Genomic DNA, 15,283 nt, shown 5'->3' with positions numbered 1-15,283 from the left:
CCCGGCGCGCCCCGGCCGGGCCGGCGGCACGGGAACCTAGGCTCCCGGCATGGGTCCGTCCCGGCCGCTCGCCGTCGCCGTCGCGCTCGTCCTCGCCGGGCCCGCGGCGGCCGGATGCCATCACGAGGACACCGCCACGGCGCGGGCCAGCGCGGCCGCGCTGGTGGCGCAGGTGCCGCTCACCCGGCCCGGGTTCCCGCCCGACGGGGCGACGGCGAAGGCCCGGCTGGCCGCACTGAAGGTCGAGTGGGGCAGGAACTGGCAGACCTACCAGCGGGAGAAGTTCGGCCGGTACTGGTCCGACGAGACCGATGCCGTCGGCGGGCGCAACGGCTGCGACACCCGGGACGACGTGCTGCGCCGGGACCTGACGGAGCTGCGCGAGGGGGAACGGAACCGGTGCGTCGTCCTGTCCGGGGTGCTGCTCGACCCGTACACGGGCAAGCGGCTCCCCTACACCTACCGGCGCGCTTCGCAGATCCAGACCGACCACGTGGTGGCCCTCGGTGCCGCCTGGCGGGCCGGCGCGTACGCCTGGACCCCGCAGCGCAGGCTGGAGTACGCCAACGACCTGGACGTCCTGCTCGCCGTGGACAAGCAGACCAACCAGGACAAGGGCAGCCGGACCGCCGACAAGTGGCGGCCTCCGCGGCGTGCGTACTGGTGCGAGTACGCCCGCCGCTACACCGGCATCAAGGCCGAGTACGGGCTGTCCGTGACCGAGCCGGAGAAGCGGGCGCTCCAGGAGATGCTGGCCGACTGCCCTCAGTGAGAGGCGGCCGAGAAGAGGGCGCGCATCGCCCGGCGCAGGCCGCAGATGTCCGCCACCGGCTCCGGGAAGTCGAAGCGGGCGTCGAAGGAGGAGCCGGAGGCGCCGCCGGTGAAGCGGACGCGCAGGCCCACGCGGTCCAGGGCGAGCGGCACGGCGGTCATGCCCCGCCCCGCGCGGTCGCCGAGCAGGCCGCACAGCTCGCCGATCCGGTCGCCGTGGGAGGAGTGCAGGTGCTGGAGCAGCTCCGCCTCGTGCGGGGAGACCGGGTCCGGCTCCGCCGCGGCGAGGTCGTCGGGGTCCACCTGCTCGGCGCCCCACAGGTCGTCCACCGTGATCTCGCCGACCTCCAGGCGCAGCATCATCCACGCCGGGCGCCCACCGCCCTGGAGCAGATCCGCCGGGTCGTCGAGGGACTCGCCCAGGCCCAGCAGCTCGCCCACCGGGTGCCGCTCGGCGAGCAGCGCGGCACACCCGGCGCGGTCGTCCCCGCGCACCGGCGTCAGCCACCCGGCCAGCCACGCACGGCCTCGGATACGATGTGGGACGGACACCGGCGCCACATCCGTGATCTCGATCACGGCGGTGAGGTCGTCGTCCTGGGCGTGAGCGGCTGCCCTGGCAGCCGTGGATTCCCCGGAAACAAGGAGAATCACGTCCCCGTCCGGGGTGACGGTCCGCGCGACCGGCATCCCTGCCCCGAACTCCTCGGGCCCGTGACTGTCACGAGCACCGATCAGGGTGAGGGATACTGAGGCGTTGGACTCTACGAGGGTTCGTACGCGTTCGGCTCCGGTGAGCTGCCGAACGCCTTCCCTGGGACGCGGCTGACCTTGCTTATCGTCGGCGCAAGCGGATTCTGTTTCGTTGGAATCCGAACTGCGTTGCGCACTGGGCAGGGGGATCCCATGTGGTCGAGACATTACGTCCTCCTCGCTAAGGTAAGCCTCACCTAACTTACATGGAGGTAGGTTCCCCGTGAACCAGAAGCGACCCAAGGTCAAGAAGTCTCGCGCCCTCGGCATCGCCCTGACGCCGAAGGCCGTCAAGTACTTCGAGGCCCGCCCCTACCCGCCGGGCGAGCACGGCCGTGGCCGCAAGCAGAACTCGGACTACAAGGTCCGTCTGCTGGAGAAGCAGCGTCTGCGCGCTCAGTACGACATCTCCGAGCGCCAGATGGCCCGCGCGTACGACCGCGCCAAGAAGGCCGAGGGCAAGACGGGCGAGGCGCTGGTCGTCGAGCTCGAGCGTCGCCTCGACGCCCTGGTCCTGCGTTCGGGCATCGCCCGCACCATCTACCAGGCCCGCCAGATGGTCGTTCACGGCCACATCGAGGTCAACGGTGGCAAGGTCGACAAGCCGTCGTTCCGTGTCCGTCCGGACGACGTCATCACCGTGCGCGAGCGCAGCCGCGAGAAGGTTCCGTTCCAGGTCGCCCGTGAGGGTGGCTACGCAGGCGAGGGCGAGACCCCGCGCTACCTGCAGGTCAACCTGAAGGCCCTGGCCTTCCGCCTGGACCGTGACCCGAACCGCAAGGAAATCCCGGTCATCTGCGACGAGCAGCTCGTCGTCGAGTACTACGCCCGCTGATCCACCGGCAGGCGTAGCCCTCACAGGCTGGTGGAAACCCGCCGCTCCCTCCATGGGGCGGCGGGTTTTCCGCTTTTCCGGGTGCACGCGTGTGCCCCGGGTGAACCCGGGGCGCGAGGGTGACGGCGGCTACGGCTGGTCCGCCGCAGCCGTGCTGCGCGAGACGCGCGGGCCCGGCACCCCGCCCAGCCCGGCCGGACGCGGCACCCGCGCCGCCCCGCGCAGCGCCCGCACCACCACCGCGTCCCGGCACAGCTCCCGCCCCTCGGCCGCGTACGCCGCGTAGCGCTCGGCGCCCAGCACCTCGCCGGCCCGCTCCCGGCACATCAGCCTCGGGGCGTTGAAGTACCCCGAGCCGAACAGCTGCAGCCCCACCCCGCTCCACATCGGCTCCGCCGCGCCCTGGAGCACCGCGGCCTCGGCCGGATCGCCCTCCGCGACCGTGACCAGCGCGAGCAGCTCCAGTGCGAGGACCAGCCCGACCAGGTCGTTGAAGGCGTGGTTGATCTCCACGCACTCGGTCAGCAGCCGCCGGGCCTCCCGCGTGCCGCCCGCCTCCAGGGCCGCGTAGGCCAGCACGTAGAGGGCGTACGCCTTAGTCCAGCGCTCCCCGCGCTCCTCGCAGATCTCCCGGACCTCCCCGCACAGCGCGAGCGCGCCCGGCAGGTCCCCGAGGAAGGCCAGCGCCATCCCGAGCTCGACCTGGCACATCAGCACGTTGCTGTTCAGCTCGCCGGCCGCCCGGTACTGCTCCAGCGCCTCGCCCAGCAGCTCCCGGGCCCGGTCCATGTCGTCCGAGACCAGGGACAGGCAGCCCAGGCGGTGCACCGCGTACGCGGCCGCCACCCGGCTCCCGCTGCGCGCCGCCCCGTCCCGGCACTCGTACAGGGCGCACATCGAGGCCGTCGCGTCTCCCTGGAGGGCCGCGACATACCCCAGCACCCACAGGGCCTTCAGCCGTGAGCTCTCGTAGTCCGACGCCTGTCCGCCCGGCTGGTCCAGGGTCCGGTCCAGCCAGTGCCGGCCCTCGGTCAGGCGTCCGCAGCCCGCCCAGTAGAACCACAGGGTGCCCGCCAGGTACTGGCCCAGGTGCAGCTCGTCCGGCTCGTCCAGACAGCACTCCAGGGCGAGCCGCAGGTTCGGCAGCTCCGTCTCCACCAGTGCCGCCACCTCGTGCTGCCGGGGGCTGAACCAGTCCAGCTCGCACCAGGTCGCCAGCCCCATGTACCAGTCCCGGTGCCGGCGCCGCAGCCGCACCGCGTCACCCAGCGACTCCAGCCAGCCCGCCCCGTACAGCCGCACGGTCTCCAGCATCCGGAAGCGCACCCCGGCGGCCGTCTCCTCCCGGACCAGCAGGGACTGCGCGAGCAGCTCGCCCACCAGGTCCAGCACGCCCTCCACCGGCATGTCGGGCCCGGCGCACACGTACTCGGCGGCGTCGAGGTCGAACTGCCCCGCGAACACCGACAGCCGCGCCCACAGCAGCCGCTCCGCCGGAGTGCACAGCTCATGGCTCCAGCCGATGGCCGTACGCAGCGTCCGGTGCCTGGGGAGCCCCCCGCGCACACCGCCCGTCAGCAGCCCGAAGCGGTCCTCCAGCCGGGCGAGCACCTGGGCCGGGGACAGTGTCCGCAGCCGGCCCGCCGCCAGCTCCAGGGCGAGCGGGATCCCGTCGAGGCGCGCGCACACCTCCGCGAGCGCCGCCCGGTCGGCTCCGGTGGCCGCGAAGGCCGGATCGGCGGCGGACGCACGCGCCTCCAGCAGCGCCAGTGCCTCCTCCGGGACCGGCGGGGCCAGCGGGAACGTCCGCTCCCCCTCCAGGCCCAGCGGGCGCCGGCCCGCCGCGAGCACCTGCAGGCCGGGAGAGCGCAGCAGCAGCTCCCGTACCAGCCCCGCGGTCTCGTCCACCAACTGCTCGAAGCCGTCCAGGACCAGCAGCAGCCGCTTGTCCGCCAGGTGCTCGGCCAGCACGGTCCGGGGCGGCCGGGTGGTGTGGTCGGTCAGCCCCAGCGCCTCGGAGAGCGCCAGCTCCAGCAGCGCCGGGTCCCGTACGCAGGCCAGCTCGGCCAGCCAGACGCCGTCGCAGTAGCGTTCCTCCGCCGGAGCGTGCGCCCCTGGTGCCCCTGGCACCCCGTGAGCTTTCGGCGCCTCCCGCGCCTCCCGCGCCTCCCGCGCCTCCCGCGCCTCCCCGGCGGCCGACCGGGCCGCCGCGAGGACCAGCCGGGACTTGCCGACCCCGCCCACACCGGTCACGGTCACCAGCCGCGAGACCTCCAGCAGGCCCCCCAGCTCGGCGAGTTCGGCACCCCGCCCGATGAACCCGCTCAGCTCCGAGGGAAGATTGCCCCGGGCGGTACGTCGAAGGGGTCTCTGTCGCATGGGACACGGAGCGTACTGGTCCGGATGCGCTGCGTCCAAGACGCGTCGTCCCGACCCCGAATTCGGGTACGGCCGGGTATCCCCGGCGCGATAGGGTCGGAGGACCATTTGTAGGAATCGCTGCCGCCGGCGGTTCGGGTACAGACAGAGAGCGGTGTGACGTGTCCGGTGTAGAGGTGGCCGGGATCATCGTGGCCGTCTTCTGGGCCATCCTGATCTCCTTCCTCGCCGTCGCCCTGGTGCGGCTGGCGCAGGTGCTCAGGGCGACCACCAAGCTGGTGGCCGAAGTGACCGACCAGGCCGTACCGCTCCTGGCCGAAGCCTCCAGCACCGTCCGCTCCGCGCGCACCCAGCTCGACCGGGTCGACGCCATCGCGAGCGACGTCCAGGAGGTCACCTCCAACGCCTCCGCCCTGTCCTCCACCGTGGCCACCGCCTTCGGGGGACCGCTCGTGAAGGTCGCGGCCTTCGGCTACGGCGTCCGCAAGGCGCTGGGCAAGGGGGACGCCGCCCCGGGCAGCGTGCCGCCGAAGGCATCCCGCCGTACTGTGATCGTTGGCCGAACGGTGCCGGCCGCCCGGCGCCGGAAGCAGAAGGACTGAGACCGCCGATGTTCCGCCGAGCCTTCTGGTTCACCGCCGGCGCAGCCGCCGGCGTGTGGGCCACCACCAAGGTCAACCGCCGGCTCAAGAAGCTGACGCCGGAGAGCCTCGCGGCCCAGGCCGCCGACAAGGCAGTGGAGGCGGGCCACCGCCTCAAGGACTTCGCCCTCGACGTCAAAGCGGGAATGACGCAGCGCGAGGACGAGCTGAACGATGCACTGGGGCTCCACCAGGACCCCGACCGGCCCGACAACGTCACCGCCCTGCCCGGGCCGAGGCGGCTGCGGGCCATCGAGAACCACCAGATCGACAACCGACCAAAGCTTTCGTACAACCGGAATGAGGACCACTGATGGAGTCGGCTGAAATCCGCCGCCGCTGGCTGAGCTTCTTCGAGGAGCGCGGTCACGCCGTTGTCCCTTCGGCGTCGCTCATCGCGGACGACCCGACTCTGCTGCTGGTGCCCGCCGGCATGGTGCCGTTCAAGCCCTACTTCCTGGGTGAGACCAAGCCGCCGGCCCCGACGCTCACCAGCGTCCAGAAGTGCGTCCGTACGCCGGACATCGAAGAGGTGGGCAAGACCACCCGCCACGGCACGTTCTTCCAGATGTGCGGCAACTTCTCCTTCGGCGACTACTTCAAGGAAGGCGCCATCAAGTACGCCTGGGAGCTGCTCACCGGCTCCGTGGCGGACGGCGGCTACGGCCTGGAGCCGGAGAAGCTGTGGATCACCGTCTACCTCGACGACGACGAGGCCGAGCAGATCTGGCGCGACAAGATCGGCGTTCCGGCCGAGCGTATCCAGCGCCTGGGCAAGAAGGACAACTTCTGGTCCATGGGCGTTCCGGGTCCCTGCGGCCCGTGCTCCGAGATCAACTACGACCGCGGCCCCGAGTTCGGCGTCGAGGGCGGCCCGGCCGTCAACGACGAGCGCTACGTGGAGATCTGGAACCTGGTCTTCATGCAGTACGAGCGCGGCGCCGGCGACGGGAAGGAAGACTTCCCGATCCTCGGCGACCTGCCGTCGAAGAACATCGACACCGGTCTCGGCCTCGAACGCCTCGCGATGATCCTGCAGGGCGTGCAGAACATGTACGAGACCGACACCCTGCGCGTCGTCATGGACAAGGCCACCGAGCTGACCGGCGTGCAGTACGGCGCCGCCCAGCACACGGACGTCTCGCTGCGCGTGGTCGCCGACCACATCCGCACCTCGACCATGCTCATCGGCGACGGGGTCACCCCCGGCAACGAGGGCCGCGGCTACGTGCTGCGCCGCATCATGCGCCGCGCCATCCGCAACATGCGCCTCATGGGCGCCACCGGTCCGGTGGTCCAGGACCTGATCAACGTCGTGATCGAGACGATGGGCCAGCAGTACCCGGAGCTCATCACCGACCGCAAGCGCATCGAGACCGTCGCCCTCGCCGAAGAGGCCGCCTTCCTGAAGGCCATCAAGGGCGGCACCAACATCCTCGACACCGCCGTGACCGAGACCAAGGCCGCCGGCGGCACGGTCCTCTCCGGCGACAAGGCGTTCCTGCTCCACGACACCTGGGGCTTCCCGATCGACCTCACCCTGGAGATGGCCGCCGAACAGGGCCTCTCCGTGGACGAGCCCGGCTTCCGCCGCCTGATGCAGGAGCAGCGCGACCGCGCCAAGGCCGACGCCAAGGCCAAGAAGACCGGCCACGCGGACATGTCCGCCTACCGGGAGATCGCCGACGGCTCCGGCGCCACCGAGTTCACCGGCTACGCCACCACGCAGGGCGAGTCCACCATCGTCGGCCTGCTGGTCAACGGCGTCTCCGCGCCCGCCGCCTCCGAGGGCGACGAGGTCGAGGTCGTCCTCGACCGCACCCCCTTCTACGCGGAGGGCGGCGGCCAGCTCGCCGACCAGGGCCGGATCAAGCTCGACACCGGCGCCGTCATCGAGATCCGCGACGTCCAGCAGCCGGTCCCGGGCGTCTCCGTGCACAAGGGGTCCGTCCAGGTCGGCGAGGTGACCGTCGGCGCTTCCGCGTACGCCGCCATCGACGTCAGGCGCCGCCGGGCCATCGCCCGCGCCCACTCGGCCACGCACCTGACCCACCAGGCGCTGCGCGACGCGCTCGGCCCGACCGCCGCCCAGGCCGGTTCGGAGAACAGCCCCGGCCGCTTCCGCTTCGACTTCGGCTCCCCGAACGCCGTCCCCGGCTCGGTCCTCACCGACGTCGAGCAGAAGATCAACGACGTGCTCTCGCGCGAGCTCGAAGTGACCGCCGAGATCATGAGCATCGACGAGGCGAAGAAGCAGGGCGCCATCGCCGAGTTCGGTGAGAAGTACGGCGAGCGGGTCCGCGTCGTGACCATCGGCGACTTCTCCAAGGAGCTGTGCGGCGGCACGCACGTCGGCAACACCGCCCAGCTGGGTCTGGTGAAGCTGCTCGGCGAGTCCTCCATCGGCTCCGGCGTGCGCCGTGTCGAGGCCCTCGTAGGCGTGGACGCGTACAACTTCCTCGCCAAGGAGCACACGGTCGTCGCCCAGCTCCAGGAACTGGTCAAGGGCCGTCCGGAGGAACTGCCGGAGAAGATCGCCTCCATGCTCGGCAAGCTGAAGGACGCCGAGAAGGAGATCGAGAAGTTCCGCGCGGAGAAGGTCCTCCAGGCCGCCGCCGGGCTCGCCCAGAACGCCCAGGACATCAAGGGCGTCGCCCTCGTCGTCGGCCAGGTGGCGGACGGCATCGGTGCCGACGACCTGCGCAAGCTGGTCCTCGACGTCCGCGGCCGCGTCCCTGGCGACCGCCCGGCCGTCGTGGCCCTCTTCACCGTGGCGAACGACCGCCCGCTGACCGTGATCGCCACCAACGAGGCCGCCCGCGAGCGGGGTCTCAAGGCCGGCGACCTGGTCCGTACGGCCGCCAAGACCCTCGGTGGCGGCGGTGGCGGCAAGCCGGACGTCGCCCAGGGCGGCGGCCAGAACCCGGCCGCGGTCCCGGAGGCCATCAGCGCCGTCGAGCGCCTCGTCGTCGAGACGGCCTGACGATGACCCTGCGCCGCGGCCGCCGACTGGCCATCGACGTCGGGGACGCCCGGATCGGGGTCGCGTCCTGCGACCCCGATGGGGTGTTGGCCACACCGGTGGAAACCGTTCCGGGCCGGGACATCCCCTTCGCCCACCGGCGGCTGCGGCAGCTCGTCGAGGAGTACGAGCCCCTCGAAGTCGTGGTCGGCCTCCCCCGCTCGCTCAGCGGGCGGGAGGGGCCGGCCGCGGCCAAGGTGCGCGCCTTCGCGAACGAACTCGCCAAGGGAATCAAGCCGGTGACGGTCCGTCTGGTGGACGAGCGGATGACCACGGTCACCGCCGCCCAGGGACTGCGGGCCTCCGGCAGGAACGCGAAGAAGGGCAGGTCGGTCATCGACCAGGCCGCCGCTGTGGTGATCCTTCAGAACGCTCTTGAGACCGAACGGGTATCAGGTAATCCGCCTGGTGAGTGCGTCGAAGTGGTTGTCTGATCGCGATACGGTAACGTTCCGCGCGATGAGACGGCATTCGAACAGCCGTCGCCCACCGTCAAAGAGGCGGAACCGGGTGGCACGGACGACGGAGTCCGTGGCCTCGCGTCTCGCGGCTCTAGGGGACCGATGACTGAGTATGGCCGGGGCCGTGGCCCCGAACCCTGGCACCCCGAGGACCCCCTGTACGGGGACCAGGGGTGGACCGGGCACCAGACCCAGCAGGGCCAGGTGCCGTACGCCGGTGCCCCGCAGCAGGAGTACCAGCAGCAGCCCCAGTACCAGCAGCAGCACCCCCAGCAGCCGCAGTACCAGGAAAACCAGCAGTACCAGCAGTACCCCGATCACCAGCAGCAGTACGGGCAGCAGCAGTACGCCCAGCAGCCGCAGCAGGGGTACCCCCCGCAGCAGACCCAGCAGCCGTACCCGCAGCAGCAGTACGCGCAGCAGCCGGGCCAGCCCCAGCAGCCGGTGTACGACAGCCAGGGCTGGGACACCGGCCAGGGCCAGTACACGGCCGCGGTGCAGACCGACCCGTACGCGGGAGCGGACTACGCCCAGCACCCGTCCGCCGGGTACCCGGGGGAGGCCCCGGACCTCTACAGCACCGACGAGGCCTTCCCGCCCCCGCAGCCCCCGGGCCGGCGCCACCTGGAGCCGGAACCGGTCGAGCAGGAGGAGGAGCCCGAGAGCCTCCTCCCCGTCGGCGACGACGACGATCGCGACGACGACGGTGACGGCGACGAGCCCACGGGCCGCCGCGGCGGCCGCTCGAAGGGCGGCAAGCCCAAGCAGCGCAGCGGCATGGCCTGCCTGATCGCGGCCGTGGTCATCCTCGGCGTGGTCGGCGGTGGCGGCTACTACGGCTACAACTACATCAAGGCGAGGTTCGCCCCCGCCGAGGACTTCGCGGGCGAGGGCGCCGGCGAGGTCGTCGACGTCGAGATCCCCAAGGGCGCGGGCCTGGGGCAGATGGGCCGCATCCTCAAGGAGGCGGGCGTCGTCGCCAGCGCCCAGGCCTTCGTCGACGCGGCGAACGCCAACCCCAAGGGCAAGTCCATCCAGCCCGGTGTCTACCCGATGAACAAGAAGATGTCGGGTGCGGCCGCCGTCGCGCTGATGATCGACCCCACCAAGCTGAACGTCATCACCGTCACCGAGGGCATGCGCAACTCCAAGGTGTACGAGGCGATCGACAAGAAGCTGGGCAAGCCCGAGGGCACCACCAAGGAGATCGCCCAGCGCGAGGCCAAGAACCTGGGGCTGCCGGCCTGGGCCGGCAACAACCCCAAGCTCATCGACCCGCTCGAGGGCTTCCTGTTCCCGACGCGCTACGACCTCAGCAAGGACAGCACCCCCGAGTCGCTGCTCAAGCTGATGGTCAAGAACGCCTCCGACAAGTACTCGGAGCTGGGCATCGAGGCCAAGGCCAAGGAGCTGGGGCTGGAGAACCCGCTGCAGGTCGTCACGGTCGCCAGCCTCGTCAACGCCGAGGGCAAGAACCACGACGACTTCCGCAAGATGTCCGAGGTCGTCTACAACCGCATGAAGAAGACCAACGACGTCACGAACCAGAAGATCGAGTTCGACTCGACGTACAACTACGTCAAGAACCAGAGCGAGATCAACTTCAACCTCAAGGAAGCCCAGGCGTTCAACAACCCGTACAACACCCACTTCATCAAGGGTCTGCCGGTCGGCCCGATCGGGAACCCGGGCATGGACGCGCTGACCGCTACGCTCAACCCGGACCACGGCGGCTGGATGTTCTTCGTGTCGGTCGACGGCAACACGACGACCTTCACCAAGACCTACGACGAGCACCTCAAGCTCGTGGCCGAGTTCCAGGAACGGCAGAAGCAGAAGAACGGCGGGTAGCAGGACATGACACGGATACGGGCCGCGGTGCTGGGTTCGCCCATCGAGCACTCGCTCTCACCGGTACTGCACCGTGCCGCGTACCGGGAGCTCGGCCTCGTCGACTGGTCGTACGACCGGTTCGAGATCGACGAGGCCGCGCTCCCGGGGTTCGTCTCCGGGCTCGGCCCCGAGTGGGCCGGACTGTCGCTGACCATGCCGCTCAAGCGGGCGGTCATGCCCCTGCTGGACGGCGTCAGCGACACGGCGGCCTCCGTCGAGGCGGTCAACACGGTCGTCTTCACCGAGGACGGCCGGCGCCTGGGCGACAACACCGACATCCCCGGCATCGTCGCCGCGCTGCACGAGCGGGGCGTCGAGAAGGTGTCCTCGGCCGCCGTCCTCGGCGCCGGGGCCACCGCCTCCTCGGCGCTCGCCGCGCTCTCGCTGATCTGCACCGGCGAGGTCACGGCGTACGTCCGCTCGTCGGCGCGCGCCGACGAGATGCGGCAGTGGGGCGAGCGGCTCGGCGTGGCCGTCCGCACGGCCGACTGGTCCGAGGCGGCGGGGGCGCTCCGGGCGCCCCTGGTCATCGCGACCACCCCGGCGGGAGCCACCGACGAACTGGCCGCGGCGGTCCCGGATGCCCCGGGCACCCTCTTCGACGTCCTCTACGACCCGTGGCCCACGGCCCTGGCGGCAGCCTGGTCGCAGCGCGGGGGCAATCTGCTGGGCGGCCTGGACCTGCTGGTGCACCAGGCGGTCCTCCAGGTCGAGCAGATGACCGGCCGCTCCCCGGCGCCGCTCGAAGTGATGCGGCGGGCGGGCCTCGCGGCCCTTTCCGGAGCCCGCTGAGACTCCGTCCCCGCAGGCGGTCCCGCCGTGTCGGCCGATCGTGGCGGGATCTCTTCCACTCGCCGGTAATATCGCCCGCCACCCTGCCCACCTGCACTTTTACAGGGGGTTGGGATGGACGGGGCGGACACGGATCAGGCGCTTGCGTCGAAGTGGGACGTCCCGCCGGCGCTGTTCGGCATGATCAGGGTGGCCTTCGGAGACCTGCCGGTCCGGGCCAAGGCCGTCGTCCTCGGACTGGTGGGTTCCGTCGGCGTCTGGACGGCGATCAGCTGGTTCCGCGGGCGCCGCAGCCGGGTCCGCTGACCGGCAGGGCGTCCGACAGCTGGACCGGGGCCCAAGAAACCGCTCCGGACATGGGAGGATTCGGGTGAGGCGGGTCCGGGCCGCGCACCCGATCGCGCCGTCGCAGTACCAGGCGCGAGCATGAGGAGCATCGTTGAGCAGGTTGCGTTGGCTGACCGCGGGAGAGTCGCACGGACCGGCACTGGTCGCGACGCTGGAGGGTCTTCCCGCCGGCGTCCCGGTCACCACCGAGCTGGTGGCCGATCACCTGGCCAGGCGCCGGCTCGGCTATGGCCGCGGTGCCCGCATGAAGTTCGAGCAGGACGAGATCACTTTCCTCGGCGGCGTCCGCCACGGGCTGTCCCAGGGCGGCCCGGTCGCGGTCATGATCGGCAACACCGAGTGGCCCAAGTGGGAGACCGTCATGTCGGCCGACCCGGTCGACCCCTCGCTGCTCAAGGAAACCGGCCGCAACGCGCCGCTGACCCGCCCGCGCCCCGGCCACGCCGACCTCGCGGGCATGCAGAAGTACGGCTTCGACGAGGCCCGGCCGATCCTGGAGCGCGCCAGCGCCCGTGAGACCGCCGCCCGCGTCGCCCTCGGCGCCGTCGCCCGCTCCTTCATCAGGGAGGTCGCCGGCATCGAGATCGTCTCCCACGTGGTCGAGCTGGCCGCGGCCAAGGCCCCGTACGGCTTCTACCCGACCCCGGCCGACGTCGACAGGCTCGACGCCGACCCGGTGCGCTGCCTCGACGCCGACGCCAGCAAGGCGATGGTCGCCGAGATCGACCAGGCCCACAAGGACGGCGACACCCTCGGCGGCGTCGTCGAGGTCCTCGCCTACGGCGTCCCGGTCGGCCTGGGCTCGCACGTCCACTGGGACCGCCGGCTCGACGCCCGCCTCGCCGCCGCCCTCATGGGCATCCAGGCCATCAAGGGCGTCGAGGTCGGCGACGGCTTCGAGCTCGCCCGCGTACCCGGCTCCAAGGCGCACGACGAGATCGTCTCCACCCCCGAGGGCATCAAGCGCACCTCCGGCCGCTCCGGCGGCACCGAAGGCGGCCTGACCACCGGCGAACTGCTCCGCGTACGCGCCGCGATGAAGCCCATCGCGACCGTCCCGCGCGCCCTGGCCACCGTCGACGTCGCCACCGGCGAGGCGGCCGTCGCCCACCACCAGCGCTCCGACGTGTGCGCCGTGCCGGCCGCCGGCATCGTCGCCGAGGCGATGGTCGCCCTCGTGCTGGCCGACGCCGTCGTCGAGAAGTTCGGCGGGGACTCGGTCCCCGAGACCCGCCGCAACGTCCGGTCCTACCTCGACAACCTGCAGATCCGGTGACGGCCGGACCGCTCGTCGTCCTCGTCGGGCCCATGGGGTCCGGCAAGTCCACGGTGGGGGTGCTGCTCGCCGAGCGGCTCGGCGTCCCCTACCGGGACACCGATGCGGACATCGTCGCGGCCCAGGGCCGGCCGATCTCCGACATCTTCGTCGACGAGGGCGAGCCGTACTTCCGTGAGCTGGAACGGCAGGCCGTCGCGGCCGCCGTCTCCGGGCACACGGGAGTCCTCGCCCTCGGCGGCGGCGCCGTCCTCGACGCGGGCACCCGCGAGCTGCTGACCGGCCTGCCCGTCGCCTACCTCTCGATGGACGTCGAGGAAGCGGTACGGCGCGTGGGCCTCGGCGCCGCGCGCCCGCTGCTCGCCGTCAACCCGCGCCGCCAGTGGCGCGAGCTGATGGAGGCCAGGCGCCCCCTGTACACCGAAGTCGCGCGCGTCGTGGTGGCCACCGACGACCGCACCCCCGAAGAGGTCGCCCAGGCGGTCCTCGACGCTCTGGAGTTGAAGGACGTATGACAGACCAGGTGACGCGGATCCACGTCGGCGGAAGCGCCGGCCATGACCCGTACGACGTGCTGGTCGGGCAGCAGCTGCTCGGCGAGCTCGGCTCCCTGATCGGTACGAAGGCCCAGCGGGTCGCCGTCATCCACCCCGAGGCCCTCGCCTCGACCGGTGAGGCGCTGCGCGACGACCTCGCCGACCAGGGCTACGAGGCGATCGCCATCCAGGTGCCGAACGCCGAGGAGGCCAAGACCATCGAGGTCGCGGCCTACTGCTGGAAGGCGCTGGGCCAGTCCGGCTTCACCCGCACCGACGTCATCGTCGGCGTCGGCGGCGGAGCCACCACCGACCTCGCGGGCTTCGTCGCGGCCAGCTGGCTCCGCGGCGTGCGCTGGGTCGCCGTACCGACCACCGTCCTGGCGATGGTGGACGCGGCCGTCGGCGGCAAGACCGGCATCAACACCGCCGAGGGCAAGAACCTCGTCGGCGCCTTCCACCCGCCGGCCGGAGTGCTCTGCGACCTGGCGGCGCTGGAGTCGCTGCCGGTCAACGACTACGTCAGCGGCCTCGCCGAGATCATCAAGGCCGGTTTCATCTCCGACCCGGTGATCCTTGACCTGATCGAGGAGGACCCGCAGGCGGCCCGTACGCCCGCAGGCCCGCACACCGCCGAGCTGATCGTGCGCTCCATCCAGGTCAAGGCGGACGTCGTCTCCAGCGACCTCAAGGAATCGGGCCTGCGGGAGATCCTCAACTACGGCCACACCCTCGCGCACGCCATCGAGAAGAACGAGCGCTACAAGTGGCGGCACGGCGCGGCCGTCTCCGTCGGCATGGTCTTCGCCGCCGAACTCGGCCGGCTCGCCGGCCGCCTCGACGACGCCACCGCCGACCGGCACAAGGCGGTCCTCGCCTCCGTCGGCCTGCCGCTGACCTACCGGGGCGACCAGTGGCCCAAGCTGCTCCAGACCATGCAGGTCGACAAGAAGTCCCGCGGCAACCTGCTGCGCTTCATCGTCCTCGACGGCCTGGGCAAGCCGACCGTCCTGGAGGGCCCCGACCCGGCGCACCTGATCGCCGCCTACGGCGAGGTGTCGGCGTGAGCCGCCGCGTGCTCGTGCTGAACGGCCCGAACCTGGGCCGGCTCGGCTCGCGCGAGCCCGACGTGTACGGGGCCACCTCGTACGCGGGACTGGTGGACAGCTGCCGCTCGCTGGGCGAGGAGCTCGGCTTCGACGTCGAGGTCCGCGAGACCAACGACGAGGGCGAGATGATCCGCTGGCTGCACGAGGCGGCGGACGGGAAGCTCCCCGTGGTCATCAACCCCGGGGCCTTCACCCACTACTCGTACGGCATGCGGGACGCGGCCGCGCAGCGCACGGCGCCGCTGATCGAGGTGCACATCTCGAACCCTTACGCCCGCGAGGAGTTCCGGCACACCTCGGTCGTCGCGGCCGTGGCGACCGGGACCGTGGCAGGCTTCGGCATCGGCTCCTACCGGCTGGCGCTGCGGGCGCTCGCGGACGAGATCGACGCCTGACACACCCGCCCGGGGGCCTGGTGGACGGCCGGGCCTCCGCGGTCATATAACGTTCTCGCATCAGTCGCAGGA

The 15,283-nt window shown here is 71.5% G+C and carries 15 protein-coding genes; 13 read left to right on the top strand and 2 right to left on the bottom strand.

What is annotated here, in order from left to right:
* The first annotated feature begins 49 nt into the window (after window positions 1–49).
* The gene (locus E6U81_RS20565) at window positions 50–772 is read left to right on the top strand and encodes an HNH endonuclease family protein (protein ID WP_136231567.1); all 723 of its coding nucleotides are present in this window, start codon (window positions 50–52) and stop codon (window positions 770–772) included.
* Here E6U81_RS20565 and E6U81_RS20560 read toward each other — a convergent pair.
* On the bottom strand, window positions 766–1,461 hold the full coding sequence (locus tag E6U81_RS20560; protein ID WP_136231566.1) for a DUF2470 domain-containing protein: 696 nt from the start codon (window positions 1,459–1,461) through the stop codon (window positions 766–768). The genes E6U81_RS20565 and E6U81_RS20560 overlap by 7 nt on opposite strands.
* Window positions 1,462–1,747: 286 nt before the next feature.
* On the opposite strand from E6U81_RS20560, the gene rpsD reads away from it, so the two are divergent.
* On the top strand, window positions 1,748–2,359 hold the full coding sequence (gene rpsD / locus E6U81_RS20555) for a 30S ribosomal protein S4 (RefSeq protein WP_030294564.1): 612 nt from the start codon (window positions 1,748–1,750) through the stop codon (window positions 2,357–2,359).
* 129 nt (window positions 2,360–2,488) lie between these two features.
* On the opposite strand, the gene E6U81_RS20550 is transcribed toward rpsD, so the two are convergent.
* A complete protein-coding gene (locus E6U81_RS20550; protein WP_240803921.1) occupies window positions 2,489–4,738 on the bottom strand; it encodes an AAA family ATPase in 2,250 nt (749 codons plus the stop codon).
* 161 nt (window positions 4,739–4,899) lie between these two features.
* On the opposite strand from E6U81_RS20550, the gene E6U81_RS20545 reads away from it, so the two are divergent.
* The 11 genes from E6U81_RS20545 (at window position 4,900) to aroQ (ending at window position 15,211) form a co-directional block, all read left to right on the top strand.
* On the top strand, window positions 4,900–5,340 hold the full coding sequence (locus E6U81_RS20545; protein WP_136231565.1) for a DUF948 domain-containing protein: 441 nt from the start codon (window positions 4,900–4,902) through the stop codon (window positions 5,338–5,340).
* An 8-nt stretch (window positions 5,341–5,348) separates the two neighbouring features.
* Window positions 5,349–5,693 (top strand): DUF6167 family protein, encoded by a 345-nt coding sequence (locus tag E6U81_RS20540; protein WP_136231564.1) that lies wholly within the window; start codon window positions 5,349–5,351, stop codon window positions 5,691–5,693.
* The gene (gene alaS, locus E6U81_RS20535; RefSeq protein WP_136231563.1) at window positions 5,693–8,362 is read left to right on the top strand and encodes an alanine--tRNA ligase; all 2,670 of its coding nucleotides are present in this window, start codon (window positions 5,693–5,695) and stop codon (window positions 8,360–8,362) included. The genes E6U81_RS20540 and alaS overlap by 1 nt, the downstream gene beginning before the upstream one ends.
* Before the next feature lie 2 nt (window positions 8,363–8,364).
* Window positions 8,365–8,835 carry a Holliday junction resolvase RuvX gene (ruvX, locus tag E6U81_RS20530; protein ID WP_030028999.1) on the top strand — a complete coding sequence of 157 codons (471 nt, stop codon included), beginning with the start codon at window positions 8,365–8,367 and terminating at the stop codon, window positions 8,833–8,835.
* A gap of 129 nt (window positions 8,836–8,964) precedes the next feature.
* A complete protein-coding gene (gene mltG, locus E6U81_RS20520; protein WP_136231562.1) occupies window positions 8,965–10,713 on the top strand; it encodes an endolytic transglycosylase MltG in 1,749 nt (582 codons plus the stop codon).
* 6 nt (window positions 10,714–10,719) lie between these two features.
* Complete coding sequence (locus E6U81_RS20515) at window positions 10,720–11,547, top strand: shikimate dehydrogenase (RefSeq protein ID WP_136231561.1); 828 nt, start codon at window positions 10,720–10,722, stop codon at window positions 11,545–11,547.
* A 114-nt stretch (window positions 11,548–11,661) separates the two neighbouring features.
* The gene (locus tag E6U81_RS20510; RefSeq protein WP_136231560.1) at window positions 11,662–11,853 is read left to right on the top strand and encodes a hypothetical protein; all 192 of its coding nucleotides are present in this window, start codon (window positions 11,662–11,664) and stop codon (window positions 11,851–11,853) included.
* A gap of 133 nt (window positions 11,854–11,986) precedes the next feature.
* Complete coding sequence (gene aroC, locus E6U81_RS20505; protein WP_136231559.1) at window positions 11,987–13,171, top strand: chorismate synthase; 1,185 nt, start codon at window positions 11,987–11,989, stop codon at window positions 13,169–13,171.
* Window positions 13,168–13,686: a shikimate kinase gene (locus tag E6U81_RS20500; RefSeq protein WP_136231558.1), complete on the top strand. Its 519-nt coding sequence runs from the start codon at window positions 13,168–13,170 to the stop codon at window positions 13,684–13,686. The genes aroC and E6U81_RS20500 overlap by 4 nt, the downstream gene beginning before the upstream one ends.
* Window positions 13,683–14,774, top strand: a complete 1,092-nt coding sequence (gene aroB, locus E6U81_RS20495; RefSeq protein ID WP_136231557.1) for a 3-dehydroquinate synthase — start codon at window positions 13,683–13,685, stop codon at window positions 14,772–14,774. Before E6U81_RS20500 ends, aroB begins: the two co-directional genes overlap by 4 nt.
* Window positions 14,771–15,211 carry a type II 3-dehydroquinate dehydratase gene (aroQ, locus tag E6U81_RS20490; RefSeq protein ID WP_136231556.1) on the top strand — a complete coding sequence of 147 codons (441 nt, stop codon included), beginning with the start codon at window positions 14,771–14,773 and terminating at the stop codon, window positions 15,209–15,211. Before aroB ends, aroQ begins: the two co-directional genes overlap by 4 nt.
* The last annotated feature ends 72 nt before the right edge of the window (window positions 15,212–15,283 follow it).

Source organism: Streptomyces sp. A0592, assembly GCF_004795115.1.
Classification (GTDB): Bacteria; Actinomycetota; Actinomycetes; order Streptomycetales; family Streptomycetaceae; genus Streptomyces; species Streptomyces erythrochromogenes.
This window is presented reverse-complemented; position numbering and strand designations above follow the sequence as displayed.